Raw genomic sequence first — 19369 nt, forward strand, 5'->3', positions numbered from 1 at the left:
GGTTTGCCCCGCACGGGTCGGCGGGACTACTCAAAAGTAGTGAAGGGCCGGCACCGGGAGGTCAGACGATTGTCGGAACCTGGTTCACATCCGCTTCGGCCCCGCGGAGGGCGCCGAGGACAGCGTCGATGCCCTTGTCGGACACCGCCATGGACGCGTCGACCCCTCACGGTGTGGGGTTGTTCTGCGACGGGTCGACAAGGCCCGCCTTCCCAGCGCGCAGCCATATCACGACAAGAGTTGCGGCCGCGGCGACAAGGGAGCCGCTCGCCCAGATCCTGTCCAGCGCGAATCCGACGCCGCCGCCGAGAAGGAAGGCCATGAGTACGACGAGGTACGCGCTCGCTGGTGCCAGATGCCTCTCACCGTCATCGAAGATGCCACGGCCGACCGCGCGCCCGAGCAGGCTCGCGGCCATCTGGACGACGGATGTGACGGAGCACCACAGCACGTACAGGCTGCATACGAACGCGCCCAGAACGAAGGCGAGGATGCTCGCCATGGCGGTCACCACGCGGGGAGCGTCACCGTCGGCGGCGAAGTAGCCGACAGACAGCAGGTTGCCGGACTGAACAGTCGCGAACGTGCCGACCTGACCGAACGTCCAGGCATCGAGCAGCGAGGACGTGAGAGCAAGCCCTGCGGACGCGGGAACTGATTCCAGCAGCGGGTAGGCATGCGCGGCGATGCGCGGCGTCAATGACATAGGACCTCCTGAACGATGCCGTTCCATCACACTCGCGCCGGCAGGAGCGACGATCCGACGAGAGTCGAGCCTGGTTCCGTCAGGAAGCCGTATCGATGCGCGAGCGCGGGAGGCAGACTCCCCGGTACCGTTCGGAATCCCATGAAGGAGCAGCGCATGCCCACGTCCGAGAACGCCCACATCGGGCACGAGGTCCCCACACTCGGAAACCCCGACCTGCCGCAGGAAGGCGAGGTGAACATCGCCGATCGCCCGCAGAGCAACAAGATGACGGGCCCGCAGAACGGGGCCATCGAATCCCAGTTCCCGAACCAGATGCACGCGCCTGCGACGGACATCAGCACGCAGCCGTTCTTCTGGTCCTCGTTCAACATCTCTCCGCGGCGTGTGCAGCGCGGCGGCTGGGCCCGCGAGCTCACGAAGCAGGACTTCCACATCTCCGACGAGATCGCCGGGGTGAACATGTACCTCGAGCCCGGCGGCATCCGTGAGCTGCACTGGCATCAGACCGCGGAGTGGGCGGTCATGACCCGCGGGAAGGCGCGCGTCACCACCCTCAGTCGTTCCGGGCTGCCGGCCGTCGAGGACGTGGAGGAGGGCGATCTGTGGTTCTTCCCCGCCGGCACCCCGCACTCCCTGCAGGGGCTCGGCCCCGACGGCGCGGAGTTCGTCCTCGCCTTCGATGACGGCGACCAGTCCGAGTCGAACACACTGCTGCTGACCGACTGGTTCGCACACACGCCGCCCGAGATCCTCGCGAAGAACTTCGGCGTCGCCCAAGAGGTGTTCTCCGACATCCCGCTGCACAACCTCTGGATCTTCCCCGGCGACGAGCCGCCCGCACTCGAGGTCGACCAGGCAGCAGCCGGTGTGGAGTGGGGCATGGAACCGGTCATCTTCCGCCTGTCGCGGTCGAAGCCGCTCTACGAGAACTCTGGCGGGTCGATCCAGATCGCCGACTCCACCAACTACGAGTACTCGAGCACCGTCGCCGCGGCTCTCGTGACCGTCGAGCCCGGGTCTATGCGCGAGCTGCACTGGCACCCGAACGCCGACGAGTGGCAGTACTACCTGCGTGGTTCCGCGCGGATGACGGTGTTCAACACCGGACCGCACGCCAACACCACGGACTTCCGTGCCGGTGACGTGGGCGTCGTGCGGAAGAACCTCGGTCACTACATCGAGAACACGGGTGACGATGTCCTGCAGTTTCTCGAGGTGTTCCGCACCGACAAGTATGAGGAGATCTCACTGGCGAACTGGTTGGCGCACGTGCCGCCGCAGCTCGTGACGGCGCACCTGAACATCGACCCAGCGGTGCTCGCGACCTTCCCGCGCGGAGCGCAGGGCATCACGCCGCTGCACTGAATCGGCTCAGTGAGACGGCGTCGAGGCTCATCGCCTCGGCGCCGTCCTCTGCTCAGCTCGTTGCCGCGATGTGCCGGGTGCTCTCGCTCACGACGCTGTGCGACTCGCCTCCGGCGCGTGCGCCGAGGCGAGTTCGCCGGCGGACGGCGCGAAGAAGACCGACCCGGTGAGAGCGGTGGAGAAGTCGAGCAGCCGGTCGTGCATGCCCGCCGGCTCTCCGATGAACATGCGCTCGAGCATCCGCTGGATCACCCACAGATGGCGGGAGTAGCCGAGGAAGTACGTGCCGAATTCACCGGCACCGGGGCTCCCGAACGGCATGTTGTCCCTGATGATGTCGTGCTCGGTCCCGTCGTCGTCCTCAACGGTGGCGAGGCTCTTGTGCGACTGCTGGTGTCCTTCAGCGGCATCGTCCAGCTCGATGTTGTCGACCTTCGAGCGGCCGAGGATCATCTCCTGCGTGTCCGCCGGCAGCGCGTTCCACGCGGACATCGCGTGCACGTACTTCTGCGTCACGACGTAGGTCCCGCCCCGGTGGGCCGGGTCCTCATCGCCGACGAGGACGGCCTCGTCCACCTCCGGCCCCACGGGGTTCGCGGTCCCGTCGACGAATCCCAGCAGGTCACGTCGGTCGAAGGAGCGAAAGCCGACCGTCTCATCGACGACGGTCACGGCGTCTCCGAGCGCGTCCAACAGCCGAGTCTCGAAGAAGAAGCAGACGTCAGCCCGTTCCGCGCGGATATGGAACAGAAGGTCTCCGTCGGTTGCAGGTGCACTGTGCGTCGCACCCGCGACCGGTGTGAACTCGCGAAGCTCTTTCGGCCGTGCAGTGCCGACCAGAGAAGTCCAGACTCGGGTGCCGATGCCGACCGTGCAGGTGAGGCCGGCGTCGGGGAAGCGGAACGTGATCGCCTTCATCGTGTCGGCGAGTCCGGTGAGCGTCTCCCGCACCGTGTCAACGCCTGAGGGAGTCACGTTCACGATGAGGAAGACAGCGTTGGAGGTGAGCGGCGCTCCGGCTGCTTGCGTGGGACCGCTGATCACCGTGCTCATCGTGACATCCTTCCCGTGGCTGAGGGTTCCAGTGTCTCGAGCGGTCGTGGACTCGTCATGCGACACCTGTTGAATTCCGCTCCGACCGTTCGAGCGCGCGGCTCTCGACATCCGTCGAATGCGATGACGACACCGGATGCGGGTGAGTGGCGCGGCTGAGGCGTAGCGTCGGCGAAGGCTGCGGTGAACCTCCGCGCCGGACGCGAATGAGGATGCGATGACAGCTACTTCCGAACTCATGGCCACTCGACGACAGCGCACTGCCCCGTTCTGGGTCGTCGCCATCGCCTTCCTCCTCGTGATGGCGTACTCGACGGTCCCCACACCGCTGTACCCGCTCTACCAGGAGCTCGACGGGTTCCCCGTGTCAGTGGTGACCGTCGTCTTCGCCGCGTACGCAGTCGGGGTCGTCGCGAGCCTGTTCCTGCTCGGGCACGTCAGCGACTGGATGGGTCGGCGGCGCATGCTGGTCATCGCCATCCTGGTATCTGCGTTCTCCGCGGTCCTGTTCATGATCTTCACCGATGTGGCAGGCCTTCTCGTCGCTCGCGTCATCAACGGCGTCAGTATCGGCGTCCTCACCGCCACCGCGACCGCTCATCTCGGCGAGTTGCGCGCAAACGCACGACCGGACGAGAACGCGATCGTCGCCGCCTCCGTCGCCGGTGGCGCGAACCTCGGTGGTCTGGCGCTCGGACCGCTCATCGGAGGCCTGTTCGCCGACTACCTTCCCGATCCGCTCCACCTCCCGCACACCGTGTTCGCGCTCGTACTCATCGCGCTCGCCATCGCCGTTGCCCTGGTTCCCGAGACCGTCACACCTGAGCGACGGCGGTACCGTCCGCAGAAGATCGCGGTGCCGGCGTCCGCCCGCGGTGCGTTCGTCGCAGCGGGATTCGCTGCCTTCGCCGGGTTCGCGTTGTTCGGTCTGTTCACCTCCCTCGCACCGACCATCCTGGTCGGGACGTTCGACGAGCGCGGTCACCTCACCGCCGGCATGACGGTCTTCATCGTGTTCGGGTCTGCAGCAGCGGCTCAGGTGCTCCTTGCGCGCGTCGCTCGCCGCACGCAGTTGCTGTTCGCTGCCCTCGCATGCGGTAGCGGACTGGTGGCCATCGCCGTCGGTGCTCTCGCTCCGTCGTTCTGGCTGTTCCTGGTGGGAGGGCTCGTCGCTGGTGCCGGCGTCGGCGCCTTGTTCAAGTGCGCCCTCGCGACTGCGTCGGAAGTGGCAGAGCCCGGGCGGCGGGGCGAGACGCTCGCGGCGATCTTCCTCGTCGCGTACTGCGGCTTGGCCATCCCGGTGCTCGCCATCGGCGCTGCACTGACGGTGATCCCGCAGATCGTGGTGCTGCTGGTCTTCGTGGCAGCTGTCGCCGCAGTCACCGTCGTGGCGGCTCTGCGCATGCGGCGAATCGCCCGCTGAACACGAAGGGAGGGAGGTCCGTGCAGCCGCACCGGATCTCCCTCACCCGTGTGCTCAGCGATCGTGTCCGAGAGCAGCGGAGATGGCTGAGGGAAGTTCAGCGGTTCCGCCGTCGAGGCGCTGTCCGTTGAGGAAGAAGGTCGGGGTTCCATTCACGCCACTGCGGATGCCGCCCTCCTCATCTGCCTGAATCCGGGCGAGGTACTGCCGGCTTTCCGCGGCCGTCCGCAGTTCCACCAGGGAGAGTCCGAGCGTCGTGCAGATTTCTTCGTAGAGCGTTCGACCCAGACGTCCCTGGTTCTCGAACAGCAGATCGTGGGCCTCCCAGTACTTCCCGTGCTCGCCGGCGAACTCCGCCACGAATGCCGCATCCACGGCCTCGGCGTGCACATCGGCGAGGGGAAAGTTGCGGAAGATGAAACGGATCTGGTTTCCGTGCTCGGCCAGCAGCTCCTTCACGACGGGGTAGGCCGCACCGCAGTACGGGCACTGGTAGTCGCCGTACTCCACGAGGACGACCTTCGCGTCTTCCGGCCCGGTGCTGTGGTCCTGGGCGGTGACGGGGATACGAAGCGAGGACATGGCCTCTCCTTTCACTGAGCGGTTGTGTTGGGTGCCGGGGGCAGCGCGCCGAGTGCGTCGAGCACGCCGTCCACACCGGGGTTGAGAGCGACGGGCGAGAGATAGCTCCAGGCGATGGTTCCGGCAGCGTCGATGACGAACAGTGCTCGGCGGCTTTCGCCGGTCACCTCGTCGTACGCGCCGTACCGGCGAGAGACTTCGCCTTTCGGCTCGAAGTCGCTGAGCAGCGGAAAGTGCAGCCCGTGAGCCTGGGCGAACGCCTCGTGCGACCAGACGTTGTCGACGGACACCGCAAGCACCTGCGCGTGGCGTTCGTGCAGCAGCGGCAGGGCGGCGTTGACGACGGAGAGCTCATCCCCGCAGACGGGGCTCCAGTCGGCAGGGTAGAAGGCGAGGACGACGGGCGCACCGCGCAGCTCGCTGAGGTTCAGGACCTGGTCTGCGGTGACTCTCAATGCGAAGTCGGGAGCCGGTGTCCCAGCGGGAAGTATCGACGGGGTGTCGTCAGGCATGAGATCTCCGATCCACTGCATGCCGTGGCCCATCCACGGCACCGCCCACGCTACGAAGCGAGGGCATGCCGCGCTTCCGACGAATGACGAACCTCGGTACATCGCGCGTGCAGGCATGCACAGCGTGTCGATGAGGGACTGGACGGACGTCGGAAGGACGCACGCGGATGCCGCCTTAGCGTGAGATCACCGACAAGAACGGAGGTGCACCGTGGACGACGTTCACCGCGAAGCGCTCGGTGGCATACAGCAGTTGGAGCGCGAGCTCATCGTTCGCGACTTCGTATCCCTCCTGAACGACGGGGCGCACAGGGAGCTCTACCCGTTCCTCACCGATGACGTGCTGTACCGCCCATCACCGGCTCGAATCATCGAAGGACGGAGTGCCGTGACTCGCATGCTCGCGGACATGCACGCGAGCTTCGATGAGTGGTCGACGACCATGGTTTCCGTCGCGGTGCGGGGCGATACCGTCCTGACCGAGCAGCGGCTGCGGCTCCGTCTCGCAGGCTCCGCCGCCGTCGAGGTGATGGGATTCTCCAGCTTCCGGCTGCAAGGGTTCCAGATCTGTGCGTGGCATCAGGTCCATGCGTGAGCGGTCTAACCTGCATGACGGCGCTGCCGACGCTTTGCCTCCCAGCCACGAAGCTCGGCCCGGGAATTCACACCGGTCTTGGCGTACATATGACGAATGTGGGAGATGACCGTGTGGGGCGACATGAACAGGGCATCCGCGATCTGCTGCGTCGTCGCGCCGTCGGACACGAGGTCGAGGACCTGCTGCTCCCGTGCCGAGAGAAGCTGGGGCTTATGCAGCTGACGAGGCCTGCGGAGGATCCCGCGGCCACGCAACGCCTGCAAGACGCGACTCGCATCGCGCACCGCCCCTAGAGACTCGTAGATGGCGAGCGCTTCACTGAGCGAAGCGACGGCACGGTCGGCTTCGTGATCCACGGCGTCGCACTGCTCGAGGACGCGCGCGAGCACGAGGGGGCGCGACAGCTCGCGGAGCACGGACACCGCCTGGCTCGCTGGCGCGAACTCGCCGGAGACTCTGCTCTGCACGGCCGCCGCTATCGCTGCGGCCAGCGGATTCCTCGGGTTGTGCCGATGACGTCTCTCTGCCCGCGTGGCCACCGCGGCCGCCATGGAGGAGTCGCCTGTGCTGAGGGCGAGATCGAGGAGGACGAGATCGTCGGCGAAGTCGACGGGTGTCGTCATCGCGGGGATGGGCTGATCCAGCGACTGCACGGCGAGATCTGCCAACTGCACGGCCTCCGCCCACTGGCCCCGGTCGATGGCAGAGAGAGTGAGCATCCATCGTCCGGCTCTGGTGACGCCCGGCCCTTCGGCCAGGGCCGTCATGATGGGTCCTGCCTGCGCGCGGGCCTGCACGTCCCCTGTGTGCAGGGCGATGCGGAAAAGCACGACGCCAGCGGTGGCGTGAGCGAAGTCTCCGAGATTCAGTTCTTCGGACAGCGACAGGACCGATTCGGCTTGGACGCGCGCGTCTTCCAGTCGCCCGAGTTCGTACAGGACACGGGCTCGGATCATCATCCAGTACGCCTCCGCAACGACGGCGTGCGCACGACGCGAGTCTGCGAGCCCGGCATCCACCATCGCGAGCGCGCGATCCGGATCGCCGAGGGAATTGTGCAGGAAAGCAGCCCACAACCCTTCGGGAAGCCACCGAGCAGGATCCAGCCCTGCCTCGGAGACGCGCGATGTTGCGGCCTCGATGAGACGGACCGCCTCGTCGAAGCGACCACTGTTGAGCGCGTAGACAGACTCCGTGGCGTCGACAGTCGCCAGAGCGAGGTGGTCGGTCGCGGGGTCAGCTATCTCGCGAGCTCGTGCGAGAGTCTCTGTGAGCCCGACGAAGTCGGCCTTGTTGGCGCAGTTCAACGCGCGCACTGCGAGAAGCTCCGCACGGGTCTGTCGGGCGATATCGGGGAGCGCCAGCGCCAGATCGCACGTCGCGATGGCCTGGTCGAAGGATGTCTCTGTCTGCCTGCGAGCCACTGCCAGCATCGACCGCGCTCGTGATTGCGGGGAGAGGTAGGGAGTGAGGTCGTGAGCCGCTGCGTCCGCGGTCACATGGCGTCCATCGGCCCACAGGTACGGCAGCATCTCTGCCGCGTCTTCCGCGAATTGCGGCACATGGCGGGCCAGCTGGAGAGCTGCCTCAGCGAGGTCCGCCGCCTGGGCGGAGTCTGATGATGCGAGCTGGTGAGCTGCGCGACGGATCAGGTCGAAGGAGTCGCGGTCGCCCGGGTACGCGGTCTCCACCAATGCCGCGGCCACAGCCGACGCTGGTTCACCCGAGGCGATTCTCAGTCGAACGACCTCGCGGAGCATGGCCCGGCGAAGTGCAGGCGGGATGGTTGCCTCCGCTGCTTCGCGAATCGTGTCGTGGAGGAACGACATCCTGTCATCATCTTCGACGAGAAAATCGCCGGCCAGAAGTTGCTGTATCGCGGGAGCGGAGCTTATGGCGGTCTGACCTGTCGCAGCCAGCACATTGCCGAGGGTGAACGTGCGACCGAAAAGGCTTGCGACCTGAGCGAAGTGCAGCGCCTCCGGGGAGAGCTGCTCGATGCGGACACGCGATGAGGCACCGAATCGCGCGGGAATCGCATCGGTCACCGCGTCGACAACCCCATCCTCCTCCACGAGGAGATTCTCTTCCCGCAGACCCCGCATCATCTCGACGATGAGCAGCGGTACGCTCGCCGTGCGTTGGAGAGCATCCACCAGCTTCGGTCCAGGCTTACCACCAGCGAGGTCCGCAGCGATGGCGCGAGCTGCCGTCGCCGCCACGGGAGACAGATCAAGGATCACCCCGTTCGCTTCCAAGAAATGAAGAGACTGAGAATGCGCTGCACGTGCGCGTCCCGTTCGGCTGGCGAGTACCCAGGCGATGGGTTGGTCGCCCAGCTCACGTACAAGGGAGACCAGGACAGTCAGCGAGGACGCGTCAAGCCACTGCAGGTCGTCGACGACGACCACGACACCCTCGCCGTCGGTCGCAGCGCTTTCCAGGCCGTCCGCGAGAAGCCTGGTCACCCAGTACTGCGGCTCGGAACCGGCGAGTGCAGCGCGAAGGTCGGTGTCGCGGATCAGCGCAGGCTCGGAGCGGCGGCCGGCCTCGAGGAGCGCTCCGAGCGGAACAGCGCTCGAGTCGACGTCGGGCGTGATGGTGAACGTCCGCCAGCCACGGGACTCGGCTGCCGCGATGAGTTCGGCAAGTATCCGCGTCTTGCCCATACCCGGGCGCCCACGAAGGAGCACGGGACGTCCGCGTCCGCTCATCGACGCGGTCATGGCATCGAGCATCGCCCCGACTTCGCTCGCACGTCCACGCAGAGGGCTCGCCGGTGTCTCCGTAGCGCCTGCAAGATACATCCGATCTGACACTGGGGTCGGGCCGGAGGGGCGATCCTGCATAGACCGATTATGGCAAAGCCACGACCGCCATCGGGCTCCGGGTCAGCCTGGTTCGACTCGCGATCGACAGGATGTGGGGATATGGATGCCCTGCGCAGGTGATGTGGACGAGGAGCGCGGGACCGTACGGTGACTGACGATCCCCCGAATCTGCCCCGAAGGACCCTGATGAACGCTTCCTCCCTCAATCTCGGTCACTACCTTCGCGCTCGCCGCGCCGTGGTGCAGCCGGAGGAGGTGGGGCTGGACCGGCAAACCGGGCGACGAGTCCCGGGACTGCGCAGACGCGAGGTCGCTGAACTCGCGGGAATCAGTGCCGAGTACTACCTGAGGATCGAACAGGGTCGCGTGCCCCGCCCTTCCGAGCAGGTTCTTACCGCATTGGCCGGCGCGCTTCGCCTGGGTGCGACCTCGTTCGCCTACATGATGCAGATCTCGTCTGACCGTCCGTTCGCGCCGAGCGAGCCACCAGCGGACTCCGCGGACAGGATCACTCGGACTCTGGGTCGCTGGACGCACACGCCGGCGTATATCTCCGACCCGTACCGTGACATCGTGGCGTCGAATCCGTTGGCGACGGTGTTCGGCTTGGGTGGTCTCTCCGTGGGCGGAAATCAGGTCATCAACCTCTTCAATGCCCGCATGAAACGCACGCTCGTCGAGTGGGAGGAGATGACTCGGTCGGCGGTCGCGACGCTGCGTCGTGATGCACATCCTGACGCGCCTCGGCTTCGAGAGATCGTCGACGAGCTCTCGAGCGACCCGGATTTCTCGAGGATCTGGGCGCGGCATGATGTCTCAGGCCCTGAGGATGCCCTGTTTCGCGTCGACATCGATGGTGTCGGGACGATTCCCGTGGACGCTCAGAACTTCGCGATCCGTAGCATTCAGGGGTATCAGCTCACCGTGCTGTCCGCGCCGTCGGGCACGATCACGGAATCAGTCTTCGCTTCGCTCGCCGCAGGATTGCCCGGCGGCGCGCCCTCATCGCTCGCCGGCGCAGAGCAATGACGGCTCTGCGAAAGGGGTACGAACTCGGCCTCCCAGGGTTCGCATCCTCGACCGTAGCGTCAATCCTCGGGGACAAGAACGACCGATGGGATGACCACCAGATGCACGATTCCGAGACGCGACTGCTGGGGCGCAGTCTGGACCTGCAGGACCTCGTCGACGAGCTGGCCGAGACCCTCGGCCGGTCGGTCGTCATAAACGACAACGCGTACCGACCGGTCGTCTCCAGCGTCCAGGGCGACGAGATCGACGACCTTCGGGCCCGAGCCCTTCTTCGTCGAGGTACTCCCGCACGAGAGCGCGAGTACCTCGAGAGCCTCCACCTCCCGCTTGCTCGAAGGCCCCAGACTGTGGATCTACGGCAGTTCAACGCTCACGAGCGGTTAGCTGTCCCGATTCGATCCGACGACGAGCTGCTCGGGTTCCTGTGGCTCATCACAGGAGGACTCCCGCCGCTGCGGGAGGAGCACTTCCGCGCTATCGACGCCGCGGTCGATGTGGTGCGGGACTCGCTTTCGGCTCGCGCGCACAACCATGCCCTGTCCGCGCGCGAAACCGTCATGCGTTCTCTGTTGGCGAGCGACCCTGTTGTCCGGAGAGACGCACTGAGCGTTGCTGTCCGAGCACATGGCGTGACGCGCGGGGAGGAGACCGTCGTTCAGGCGGTCGCCATCGGTCATGACACGGGAGTCGTCCAACGGGCGTCGCTCGGGCGTGCATTGGAGAGCGTCGCGAGAGCAACGTTGACGTTCATCGGCGAGGTCGGCGCGGCGCTGATCTTTCTCGGTCGCGCGGACAGCGTCGAGCAGGTGAGCACGATGGTCGCCGCGGAAGCCGAACGTGCCGGAGTGCTCCTTCGGGCCATCGGCTCGGCTTCCCTCTCGGAGACGGATCATGACCTTCGCCCCGTCGTCGATCGAGCGTTGGCGACGGCGGCTGTGGCGGAGATGCTTCCACAACTCGGGACCAGTCTGCGCGCCGAGGAGATCGGTCCGTGGCTGCTGATAGCGGATGTGGTCACCGACCCGAATCGGCTGCAGTGGTACTCCCCTGCCGCCTACGCTCTGATCCACGACTCCGACCAGCTCCGACGCCACACCGTCGAGGCGCTGCTTGACAACGCTCACCAGGTCCGGAAGGTCTGCGACGTGCTGCACATCCACCGGACCACGTTGTACTACCGGTTGGAGAACATGCCTGACGTCGTGCGCGACGCGCTCGACGACGGAATGAAGCGCAGTGCACTGCACCTCGGCTTGAAGCTTGCCGCGTATTGGGAGAATGCCGGTCACATCCGATGAAGTACGAGGAGCGCACGGTTCGCACCACCGATGGTGTCGCACTTGTCGTTCGCGACACCGGCGGCGACGGAGTGCCGCTCGTCCTCCTGCACGGCTGGTCACAGTCCCAGGCGATGTTCCGCGGACAGCTTGAGGGACTCGCTCCCCGGCGCGTCATCACCTACGACATGCGTGGCCATGGCGATTCCGAGAAGCCGCTGTACGGCCTCCGCATCGCGCGACTGGCCGCCGATCTCCGTGATGTTCTGGCTGACCTCTCGCAGCCGCAGTTTGACGTTCTCGGGTGGTCCATGGGGGCGTCGGTCATCTGGTCCTACCTTGAATTGTTCGGGTCCGGCCTCGTTCGCTCACTCACACTTGTCGACCAACCATCTGCTGTGGTCGCCCAGGCGTGGATGTCATCGGCCGAGACCGCGTCCGCGGGCAGCATCCTCCCCGTCGACGGACTTTCCGCCCTCGCCGCGGCCATCGCGTCCGACGACGGCGAAAGCGCGGTGCGTGCGTTCGTCAGAGGCATGTTCACCGGGCCGGTGGACCACGATCTGTGGGAGTTCATAACCCAGGAAGTAGGGAAGACGCCCCGCCAGATCGCGGCTCCGTTGCTCTTCGACCACGGCGCTCAGGATTGGCGCAGCCTGTTGCCCCGTATCCGGATACCCACCCTCGTCTTGGGATGCGATGGCAGCCACGTGTCTCCCGACTCGCAGCGCGACGTCGCCTCCCGCATCCCTGGATCGGTCGTTCACATCTTCCCTCGCGACGTCGCGAGCTCCCACTTTCCGTTCCTCCAGAATCCGGCAGCCTTCAACGACGTGGTCGCTGAGTTCCTGCGGTCGGTCGATTCTCGCGCGTGCGACATCCGTCCAGTGAAGTGACGACAGTCCGTCGGATCGTCTGAAACATCGCTCGGCCTAGCTTCGAAGCAGGGCCGGATACACCGGTGGAAGGAAGCGTGGAATGTCTGTGAACCCCACCGTCGTGCTTGTGCACGGCGCGTTCTCCGATGGAATGAGCTGGTCCCCGGTGGTGATGAGGCTGCTGGGGAGCGGAGCGGACGTGCGGGTCCCCGCGATCTCCAACCGAAGCCTGTGCGACGACGCAGCCTACGTGCGCTCGTTCGTCGAACGCGTCGACGGACCGGTGCTGCTCGTGGGTCACTCGTATGGCGCGACAGTCGCGAGCGTTGCCGGGACCGCCGCCAACGTCCGCGGTCTCGTTCTTGTCGCGGGATACGTGCTCGAGGAGGGCGAAAGCGCTGACGAATTACATCGGAGATTCCCTGACGCGGATGCGGTGCCGTTCCTCCAGTACGACACCTACCCCGCAGAGGGCGAGACGCACCGGGAGGTCAGCATCGCAATCGACGAGTTCCCGTTTCTCGCAGCCCTCGGCATCCCGTCCGACGAGGCTGCTGTGCTCGCCGTGACGCAGCGGCCGCTCGCCGCAGCCGTGCTCGCCGAGCGCGCGAACGCCGCAGCCTGGAAGACTCTTCCGACCTGGGGCGTCGTCGCGAGCGCCGACCGCGTCGTCAATCCCGACGCTGTGCGCTTCGGGCTCGAACGAGCGAACGCACGCGAGATCGTGGAGATCCCTGCACCGCACCTGGTCACTCACACGCACCCGGGCGACGTGGCCCGACTGATTCTCGACGCCGCGCGCTCCACGCTCTCGTAGGCGATCCCGGAGCATCACCATGACGACGGCACCTTCCCTCTCACGCTCAGCATCACGGCGATCTCGGGCTGATGCCCGTGACCACTCGTTCGCCGCCCTCAGCGTGCCCGCGTTCCGCCTCCTCTGGATCGCCGGGCTGATCAGCAACATCGGCACCTGGATGCAGAGCGTCGGAGCCCAGTGGCAGCTTGTCGACGACGGCAGCAGCGCTGCCGTCGTGGCGCTCGTGCAGACAGCATCGGCCGCGCCCGTGCTTCTTCTGGCGTTGCCTTCCGGTGTTCTCGGAGAGTTCCTCAATCGGCGTCGTGTCCTCATCGTCGCTCAGGTCGTCCAATTGGGCGCTTCCCTTGCACTCGCCTTGCTCTCCGGCGGCGGGGGTCTGACGCCGGCGGCGCTGCTGACGTTGACCTTCGTCTTGGGGGCGGCAGCGGCGGTACAGATGCCTGCCGCGCAGGCCATCACCTCAGACGTGGTGCCAGCACGTCTGATCCCGGACGCGGCATCGCTCAGCTCGATCAGCGTCAATGTCGCCCGTGCCGTGGGGCCTGCGGCTGCAGGGCTGCTCATCGCGCAGCTCGGCGTCACCGCCGTGTTCATCGCGAACGCGGCGTCGTTCGTCCTGTATCTCGTGGCTCTGCTGGCCTGGCGCACATACGTCGCGCCGCTGTCGCGACCGGAGCCGTTCCTCGATGCCACTCGCGCGGGGCTTCGCTACGTCCTCCACGCACGGGTCATCAGATCCTTGTATGTCAGGCTCGTCCTGTTCCTCCTCCCGGCGAACGCCCTGTGGGCGCTACTGCCGGTGCTCGCGCAGAAGACCTTCGGGCTGGGCGCCGCTGGATACGGCCTTCTTCTCGCCGCTCTCGGTGGCGGATCCATCGCCGGTGCGTTGCTGTTGCGGGCCGCGCGCTCACGTTTGGGTGTCAACGGCGTGCTCCTGGCGTCGATGGCCGGTTTCGGGGTCGCTCTGTGCGCGCTGCTGCTGACGAACAGCCTGTGGGTCGTGGGATTCGCGATGGTCGGCGCGGGCATGGGATGGATCGGCGTCATCGCCACGGTGAACGGCGTGGTGCAGGGTTTCCTGCCTGCGTGGGTACGCACTCGCGGTCTGTCCATCTATCAGCTCGTGCTCTTCGGTGGCACGGCTGTCGGGTCGGCGGTAGCGGGAGCCATAGCTGGCGCGGTAGGAGCTGAAACGGTGGTTGTGTCCGCCGGTTTCATCATCCTTGCGCTGGCGACTGCTCAGCTGCTGCTTCCCGTTCGAGTGCCAGTGGGGATCGGACGGGGCATCGTGAGCATTGAGGAGAGCCCCGGCCCGGAAAGGTCTGCGGATGAGCGGGCTGCCCTCGTCACGGTGAGCTACCTCGTGCCTCTCGAGAACAGGGAGGAGTTCCGCTCTGTGATGGGAATGGTCGCGCAGACTCGCTATCGCACGGGCGCGCGAACCTGGCACATGTACGAGACGACCGAGCGGCCGGACGAGATCGTGGAGATGTACACGCTGGGAAGCTGGCGCGAGCACATCGCGCAGCTGCGCAGCCGTCACACCGAGTGGGATGCCGACCTGCTTCGGCGTGCTGCTGCGCTGAGCACTCGAGAGCCGCTCGTGGAGCACTTCGTTGATCTCCCGGTCTCCCGGCACTCCGAGAACGGGCGTGCACATCCTTCGCCCAGCGAGCGTCTGTCGCGGCTCACCCGCACCGGCGCTCGCTCGGCGGACGGGTTCGCCCCGCCTCTCTCGGCGCGTTGACTCAGCCAGGACTGGCCATCGCTGGCGCCGTGTCCGTGCATCCTGTACGGCAGTCGTGATCGTGCGCGACATTCGTCTGACGGGCACGGCGAACATCGCGAATAGCGTGAGGGCATGAGCCCAACGAGCCGAACGACGTACGACATCGCCATCGCAGGCGGGTCGCTCGGAGGGCTCTTCACTGCGGCTCTGCTGCACAGAACCGGTCATCAGGTTCAGGTCTTCGAGAAATCGATGAGCGGTCTCCGCGCGCGCGGTGCAGGACTCGTCGCGCAGGACCAGATCTTCACGACGCTCGATGCCATCGGGCTTCCACGCTCGGCCGTTCCCGGCGCGACCTCAACGGAGCGCATAAGTCTGGACCGCGCCGGCGCGGTGCGGCATCGCGAACGGGCGACTCAGACGCAGTTGTCCTGGGATCGCCTCTACGATGCGCTGAGGTCGGCGGTGCCCGACGACCGCTACCATCTCGACGCAGCCGTCCGTGACGTGCACGCGGACCGCAGTCGAGTGACCTTTCGTACATCGGCGGGCGCGCACGACGCCGACCTTCTGGTCGCCGCCGACGGCGCTCAATCCCAGGTACGCAGCGAGATCGTGCCCGGGGTCGCCCGACCCCGATATGTCGGGTACTCGATCTGGCGCGGCATCGTCCCGGAGGCGGCCGTCCCGCCGCAGGCGGCGTCCACACTCTTCCAGCGGATGACGTTCTACACGGGCCCCGGTGAGCATGCGCTCGGTTATCTCGTTCCCGGGCCGAATGGTGAGACGATGCCTGGGTCCCGACGCTATAACTGGGTGTGGTATCGCGGGCTGGACTCGGGGCGGATGTCAACTCTGATGACGGCCGCGGGGCGACCACCGCAGGCCATGTCACTCGCCCCGGGACAGACTCCGCAGGGGGTCGTCGACGTGCTCGTCGAGCAGGCACAAGACCGCCTCCCTCCGCAGCTCGCGTCAGTGGTGGCACTTGAAGGTCGTCCATTCCTGCAAGGAGTGCTCGACTTCGTCGCACCGAGCCTCGCTCATGGCCGCGCACTCCTTCTCGGTGACGCCGCGGCCGTGGTGCGACCGCACACCGCGATGGGCGCCGCGAAGGCTGCGGGCGATGCGCTCGATCTCGCTTCCCTCCTTCAGGACTTCTCCGTCGAGGACACCTTGCGGGCGTACAACAGCACGCGATTGCCCATCGCTCGGAATATCGCGCGGTACGGCATCGCCCTCGGCGAAGGTCTCCCACTCCTGTGACGGCACCACGTTCCCACCACTTACGAAAGAAGGATGATGAGCACTCCCCCTGACCTCACCGGCACCGTCGATGAACGCACCCGGCAGCTCGCCTCGACCCCGGTCGAGGAACAGACAACGGAATGGCTTCGGCGCCAACTCGACGCTGCCCTAGTCTCCTGGGCGCAGGACCGTACCGCGCTCGACATCGATGAGGAGGCGCGTACAGACTTCTGAGCGTTCTGGACACGGCTGCTCCACGGCGCCTGGTGACTCCTCGCCCGACTGAGCGCTTCTCCTGGTCACCCCTCGGGCAGATACCGGCTCAGGTGCTCGAACGGCGGCTGGGAAGAGACGTGCGACACCGCCGCGGATCCGACCGCGCATGCGGCCGCAAGCGCGTCGAACGGAGAATGGCCCGCGCGAAGTGCGAGGACGAGCGCGGCGCAGAAGGCGTCTCCCGCACCGACGGTGTTCACCGCTTCGGCAGGGACGCCGTCGGCGCGGGCGATCTCCTCACCGCGACGGAACAGGGCCGCGCCCGCGGCTCCGTAGGTCACCGCGACCATCCGGGCATCGGCGAGCTCGGGCAGGAGGTCGCGTTCCGTCTCGTTGACGATGAACAGGTCCACCCGCCGAAGCAGCTTCTCGGGCAGCCGCCGGGCGGGGGCGGCGTTGACGGCGATGAAGCCCGTCGCCGTGGCGGCGACCTCTTCGACGACAGACAGTGCGATCTCCAACTGCAGGAGCACCGCGTCGTCGTCCCCGAAGTCGACGCCGTCGAGGCGGACGTGATCGTTCGCGCCCTGGCAGACGGCGATCTGATTCTCCGCAGTGGCGTCGACGACGATCAAGGCCGTGCCCGTGGCCGCATCCACGGTGCGGAGGTCCGTCGTGTCCACACCGGCCTTCTCCATCTCCGATCTGGTCCACGCCCCGTCGGCGTCATCCCCCACTGCTCCCACCATCCGCACGCGCGCACCGAGCTTCGCAGCGGCGACGGCCTGGTTGGCGCCTTTGCCGCCGAGGTCGCGGGCGAGGCGCCCGCCGGCTACGGTCTCGCCCGCAGTCGGAAGACGCTCGACGAAGGCGGTGACGTCGACGTTGGCGCTGCCGACCACAACGAGGGACGGAAGAGGAGCAGAGGTCATGGGGGCTGCTTTCTGATCGGATCGGAGGCGTACGGACAGTGCGGCGATCGGTGCCGACTTGACGTTCCCGCCAAACAGTGTAAACGTTTACGCAACGACATCTGCAAAGGAGCACCATGAGCATTCCCGTCCTTCTCGACTGCGATCCTGGCCACGACGACGTCTTCGCCATCTGGCTCGCGGCCGGAAACGACGCCATCGATCTCCGTGGTGTCACCACCGTCGGCGGCAATGGTTACCTGGAGCACACCACCCGCAATGCGCGGATCGCGCTCACGGTCGCCGGTGTGACCGACGTGCCTGTGGCGGCCGGAGCCGATAAGCCGCTCAAGCGAGAACTCACCCCCGGCGCGTGGATCCACGGAGACAACGCCCTGGGTGGTCCCGTGCTCCCGGAGCCGACGGTCCCGCTCGATCAGCGCCACGCCGTGCAGTTCCTTGCCGACACGCTCGCAGCTTCCACGGAGCCCCTCACCGTCATCCCCACGGGTCCCCTGACCAACATCGCCCTCCTGCTGCAGCAGCATCCCGAGGTCGCACCGAAGATCCAGGAGATCATCTGGATGGGCGGTTCCACCGGCCGCGGCAACGTCGGCGCCTACCCGGAGTTCAACGCCTGGGCCGACCCCGAGGCCGCAGCGGTCGTCTTCGCCTCCGGGCTGCCCCTGACGATGGTCGGACTGAACATCTCGCACCAGGCGCTGATCACCGAAGACGTGATCCAGCGCATCGGTGCGGTCGGCAATGCGACCTCCGCGTTCGGCGTCGAGCTGATGCGCTTCTTCTGCAGCACCTACGAGAAGGCCGAAGGGATGCCCGAAGGCCCGCTTCACGACCCGATCACGGTGGCCATCGCGATCGATCGCGCCGTCGCCTCCGTTCAGCGCTGCCACGTCGACATCGAGACGACGGGCGAGTTCACCGCAGGAGCGACCTGCGTCGATCTGCACGACATGCTCGGCAAGGAGCCCAACGCCGACGTCGCGATCACGCTCGATGTTCCGAAGTTCTGGGACCTCGTGACGGATGCCGTCGCCGCGCTGGCCTGACGCTCAGTGGTCGGCAGACGTGGACTCGGCGACGCGCAGGCTGGGGGCGACCCGGCTCAGCACGTACGGGGCGTCGGGTTCGTCCATGCGGCGGGTCAGCGCCTCCACGGCTTCGCGCGCGAGCTCGTCGAACGGCTGCACGACGGTCGTCAGACGGGGTTCGCACACGTCGGCGAGCATCGTGCCGTCGAAGCCCGTGACCTGCACGTCGGAGGGCACATGAACCAGCGCGCGCTTCAACGCGGCGATGACTCCGGCGGCGACCAGGTCGTCACCGGCCACGATCGCGTCCGGGAGCGGACCGCGCGACAGCAGCGTGCGCGCCGCCTCCTCGCCGAACCGCAGCAGGTACTCCCCGAAGATGTTCTCCTCCCGGGGGAGTGCTCGCGCGCGCACCGTGTTCTCGAAGGCCTCGCGCCGCTCGCGCCCCACCGAGGTGACGTCGTTTCCGGAGACCAGCACGAGTCGCGTCGCCCCGGCGGCGGTCAGATGCGCGATGGCGAGTTCGATGCCTCGGTGATTGTCCACACCGACGAAGTCCGCCGGAAGGTCGATCACCCGACGGTCCAGCTGTACCAGCGGCACCCGCGTCGCGGTGTCGGCCACTGCATCGAAAGACAGCTCGGCGTCCGAGGGAACGACGAAGACGCCCTCGACCCGGCGCTCGACGAGCATGCGAAGCCGGTCGCGTTCGCGCTCGACGTCGCCGTGCGAATCGGCGATGACGAGATCGAAGCCCCGTTGCTGCAGGTGGTCTTCGAGACGATGGATGAGCTCACCGTAGAACGGATTGCTGATCACGGGGACGACCACGCCGATCGTGGCGCCCGTACCCGCGCGCAGTCCTCGTCCGATGAGATTGACGCGGTAGCCCAGCCGCTCGGCCACCGCTGCCACGTGCTCGGCCGTCTGCGCCGAGACCCGGTCCTTGCCGGTCAAGGCGCGAGAAGCGGTCGCGATCGACACTCCCGCAGCAGCGGCGACTTCGTGCAGCGTGACGGATGCTCTCTTCACCGAATCCTCGACCTCACCCTTGTGCCGTCGTCGACACCCTGACTCCAAAGATACGGCGGGCGTAAAGGATTACGCACGCACAGACCCCAGCCCCCACACGA

The 19369-nt window shown here is 66.6% G+C and carries 18 protein-coding genes; 11 read left to right on the top strand and 7 right to left on the bottom strand.

The window, feature by feature from the left end; genetic code table 11:
- Nucleotides 1-166: 166 nt before the first annotated feature.
- Nucleotides 167-706 carry a DUF1275 family protein gene (locus CSX12_RS00210; protein WP_164479506.1) on the bottom strand — a complete coding sequence of 180 codons (540 nt, stop codon included), beginning with the start codon at nt 704-706 and terminating at the stop codon, nt 167-169.
- Nucleotides 707-862: 156 nt separating this feature from the next.
- Between CSX12_RS00210 and CSX12_RS00215 the strand changes: the two genes are divergently transcribed.
- A complete protein-coding gene (locus CSX12_RS00215; RefSeq protein WP_124894438.1) occupies nt 863-2074 on the top strand; it encodes a cupin domain-containing protein in 1212 nt (403 codons plus the stop codon).
- A gap of 87 nt (nt 2075-2161) precedes the next feature.
- Here CSX12_RS00215 and CSX12_RS00220 read toward each other — a convergent pair whose 3' ends face one another.
- Nucleotides 2162-3127 (bottom strand): Dyp-type peroxidase, encoded by a 966-nt coding sequence (locus tag CSX12_RS00220; protein WP_124894439.1) that lies wholly within the window; start codon nt 3125-3127, stop codon nt 2162-2164.
- 217 nt (nt 3128-3344) lie between these two features.
- Between CSX12_RS00220 and CSX12_RS00225 the strand changes: the two genes are divergently transcribed.
- On the top strand, nt 3345-4550 hold the full coding sequence (locus CSX12_RS00225; RefSeq protein ID WP_124894440.1) for an MFS transporter: 1206 nt from the start codon (nt 3345-3347) through the stop codon (nt 4548-4550).
- Between the two features lie 54 nt (nt 4551-4604).
- Here CSX12_RS00225 and CSX12_RS00230 read toward each other — a convergent pair whose 3' ends face one another.
- Nucleotides 4605-5132: a thioredoxin domain-containing protein gene (locus tag CSX12_RS00230; protein ID WP_124894441.1), complete on the bottom strand. Its 528-nt coding sequence runs from the start codon at nt 5130-5132 to the stop codon at nt 4605-4607.
- 11 nt (nt 5133-5143) lie between these two features.
- Nucleotides 5144-5644: a redoxin domain-containing protein gene (locus CSX12_RS00235; RefSeq protein WP_124894442.1), complete on the bottom strand. Its 501-nt coding sequence runs from the start codon at nt 5642-5644 to the stop codon at nt 5144-5146.
- A gap of 211 nt (nt 5645-5855) precedes the next feature.
- Here CSX12_RS00235 and CSX12_RS00240 point away from each other — a divergent pair, with 211 nt between their 5' ends.
- Nucleotides 5856-6239 (top strand): nuclear transport factor 2 family protein, encoded by a 384-nt coding sequence (locus CSX12_RS00240; RefSeq protein WP_124894443.1) that lies wholly within the window; start codon nt 5856-5858, stop codon nt 6237-6239.
- Between the two features lie 5 nt (nt 6240-6244).
- Here CSX12_RS00240 and CSX12_RS00245 read toward each other — a convergent pair whose 3' ends face one another.
- Nucleotides 6245-9091 (bottom strand): LuxR family transcriptional regulator, encoded by a 2847-nt coding sequence (locus CSX12_RS00245; protein WP_124894444.1) that lies wholly within the window; start codon nt 9089-9091, stop codon nt 6245-6247.
- Between the two features lie 168 nt (nt 9092-9259).
- Here CSX12_RS00245 and CSX12_RS00250 point away from each other — a divergent pair, with 168 nt between their 5' ends.
- From CSX12_RS00250 to CSX12_RS00280, 7 genes are all read left to right on the top strand, one after another.
- A complete protein-coding gene (locus CSX12_RS00250; protein ID WP_124894445.1) occupies nt 9260-10102 on the top strand; it encodes a helix-turn-helix transcriptional regulator in 843 nt (280 codons plus the stop codon).
- On the top strand, nt 10099-11403 hold the full coding sequence (locus CSX12_RS00255) for a helix-turn-helix domain-containing protein (protein WP_124894446.1): 1305 nt from the start codon (nt 10099-10101) through the stop codon (nt 11401-11403). Before CSX12_RS00250 ends, CSX12_RS00255 begins: the two co-directional genes overlap by 4 nt.
- Nucleotides 11400-12278: an alpha/beta hydrolase gene (locus CSX12_RS00260; RefSeq protein WP_124894447.1), complete on the top strand. Its 879-nt coding sequence runs from the start codon at nt 11400-11402 to the stop codon at nt 12276-12278. Before CSX12_RS00255 ends, CSX12_RS00260 begins: the two co-directional genes overlap by 4 nt.
- Nucleotides 12279-12360: 82 nt before the next feature.
- Entirely contained in the window at nt 12361-13077 is a 717-nt protein-coding gene (locus CSX12_RS00265; protein WP_124894448.1) for an alpha/beta hydrolase, read from the top strand.
- 19 nt (nt 13078-13096) lie between these two features.
- Nucleotides 13097-14827, top strand: a complete 1731-nt coding sequence (locus CSX12_RS00270) for an MFS transporter (RefSeq protein ID WP_124894449.1) — start codon at nt 13097-13099, stop codon at nt 14825-14827.
- Between the two features lie 114 nt (nt 14828-14941).
- Nucleotides 14942-16075, top strand: coding sequence for an FAD-dependent monooxygenase (locus CSX12_RS00275; protein WP_124894450.1), 1134 nt, complete (start codon nt 14942-14944; stop codon nt 16073-16075).
- A 36-nt stretch (nt 16076-16111) separates the two neighbouring features.
- Nucleotides 16112-16291: a hypothetical protein gene (locus CSX12_RS00280; protein WP_124894451.1), complete on the top strand. Its 180-nt coding sequence runs from the start codon at nt 16112-16114 to the stop codon at nt 16289-16291.
- A gap of 65 nt (nt 16292-16356) precedes the next feature.
- On the opposite strand, the gene CSX12_RS00285 is transcribed toward CSX12_RS00280, so the two are convergent.
- Entirely contained in the window at nt 16357-17205 is an 849-nt protein-coding gene (locus CSX12_RS00285; protein WP_124894452.1) for a ribokinase, read from the bottom strand.
- Nucleotides 17206-17321: 116 nt separating this feature from the next.
- Here CSX12_RS00285 and CSX12_RS00290 point away from each other — a divergent pair, with 116 nt between their 5' ends.
- Nucleotides 17322-18254 carry a nucleoside hydrolase gene (locus tag CSX12_RS00290; protein ID WP_124894453.1) on the top strand — a complete coding sequence of 311 codons (933 nt, stop codon included), beginning with the start codon at nt 17322-17324 and terminating at the stop codon, nt 18252-18254.
- A gap of 3 nt (nt 18255-18257) precedes the next feature.
- Here CSX12_RS00290 and CSX12_RS00295 read toward each other — a convergent pair whose 3' ends face one another.
- Entirely contained in the window at nt 18258-19268 is a 1011-nt protein-coding gene (locus tag CSX12_RS00295) for a LacI family DNA-binding transcriptional regulator (RefSeq protein WP_164479508.1), read from the bottom strand.
- Nucleotides 19269-19369 lie beyond the last annotated feature (101 nt).

Origin of the sequence: Microbacterium sp. Y-01, from assembly GCF_003856715.1 — a bacterium.
Lineage (GTDB): Bacteria > Actinomycetota > Actinomycetes > Actinomycetales > Microbacteriaceae > Microbacterium > Microbacterium algeriense.

Excerpts from the sequence above, each read along its gene's own strand:
- CSX12_RS00210 (WP_164479506.1), bottom strand. The coding sequence starts at position 706 with ATGTCATTGACGCCGCGCATCGCCGCGCATGCCTACCCGCTGCTGGAA.
- CSX12_RS00215 (WP_124894438.1), top strand. The coding sequence starts at position 863 with ATGCCCACGTCCGAGAACGCCCACATCGGGCACGAGGTCCCCACACTC.
- CSX12_RS00220 (WP_124894439.1), bottom strand. The coding sequence starts at position 3,127 with ATGAGCACGGTGATCAGCGGTCCCACGCAAGCAGCCGGAGCGCCGCTC.
- CSX12_RS00225 (WP_124894440.1), top strand. The coding sequence starts at position 3,345 with ATGACAGCTACTTCCGAACTCATGGCCACTCGACGACAGCGCACTGCC.
- CSX12_RS00230 (WP_124894441.1), bottom strand. The coding sequence starts at position 5,132 with ATGTCCTCGCTTCGTATCCCCGTCACCGCCCAGGACCACAGCACCGGG.
- CSX12_RS00235 (WP_124894442.1), bottom strand. The coding sequence starts at position 5,644 with ATGCCTGACGACACCCCGTCGATACTTCCCGCTGGGACACCGGCTCCC.
- CSX12_RS00245 (WP_124894444.1), bottom strand. The coding sequence starts at position 9,091 with ATGCAGGATCGCCCCTCCGGCCCGACCCCAGTGTCAGATCGGATGTAT.
- CSX12_RS00250 (WP_124894445.1), top strand. The coding sequence starts at position 9,260 with ATGAACGCTTCCTCCCTCAATCTCGGTCACTACCTTCGCGCTCGCCGC.
- CSX12_RS00255 (WP_124894446.1), top strand. The coding sequence starts at position 10,099 with ATGACGGCTCTGCGAAAGGGGTACGAACTCGGCCTCCCAGGGTTCGCA.
- CSX12_RS00260 (WP_124894447.1), top strand. The coding sequence starts at position 11,400 with ATGAAGTACGAGGAGCGCACGGTTCGCACCACCGATGGTGTCGCACTT.
- CSX12_RS00265 (WP_124894448.1), top strand. The coding sequence starts at position 12,361 with ATGTCTGTGAACCCCACCGTCGTGCTTGTGCACGGCGCGTTCTCCGAT.
- CSX12_RS00270 (WP_124894449.1), top strand. The coding sequence starts at position 13,097 with ATGACGACGGCACCTTCCCTCTCACGCTCAGCATCACGGCGATCTCGG.
- CSX12_RS00275 (WP_124894450.1), top strand. The coding sequence starts at position 14,942 with ATGAGCCCAACGAGCCGAACGACGTACGACATCGCCATCGCAGGCGGG.
- CSX12_RS00280 (WP_124894451.1), top strand. The coding sequence starts at position 16,112 with ATGAGCACTCCCCCTGACCTCACCGGCACCGTCGATGAACGCACCCGG.
- CSX12_RS00285 (WP_124894452.1), bottom strand. The coding sequence starts at position 17,205 with ATGACCTCTGCTCCTCTTCCGTCCCTCGTTGTGGTCGGCAGCGCCAAC.
- CSX12_RS00290 (WP_124894453.1), top strand. The coding sequence starts at position 17,322 with ATGAGCATTCCCGTCCTTCTCGACTGCGATCCTGGCCACGACGACGTC.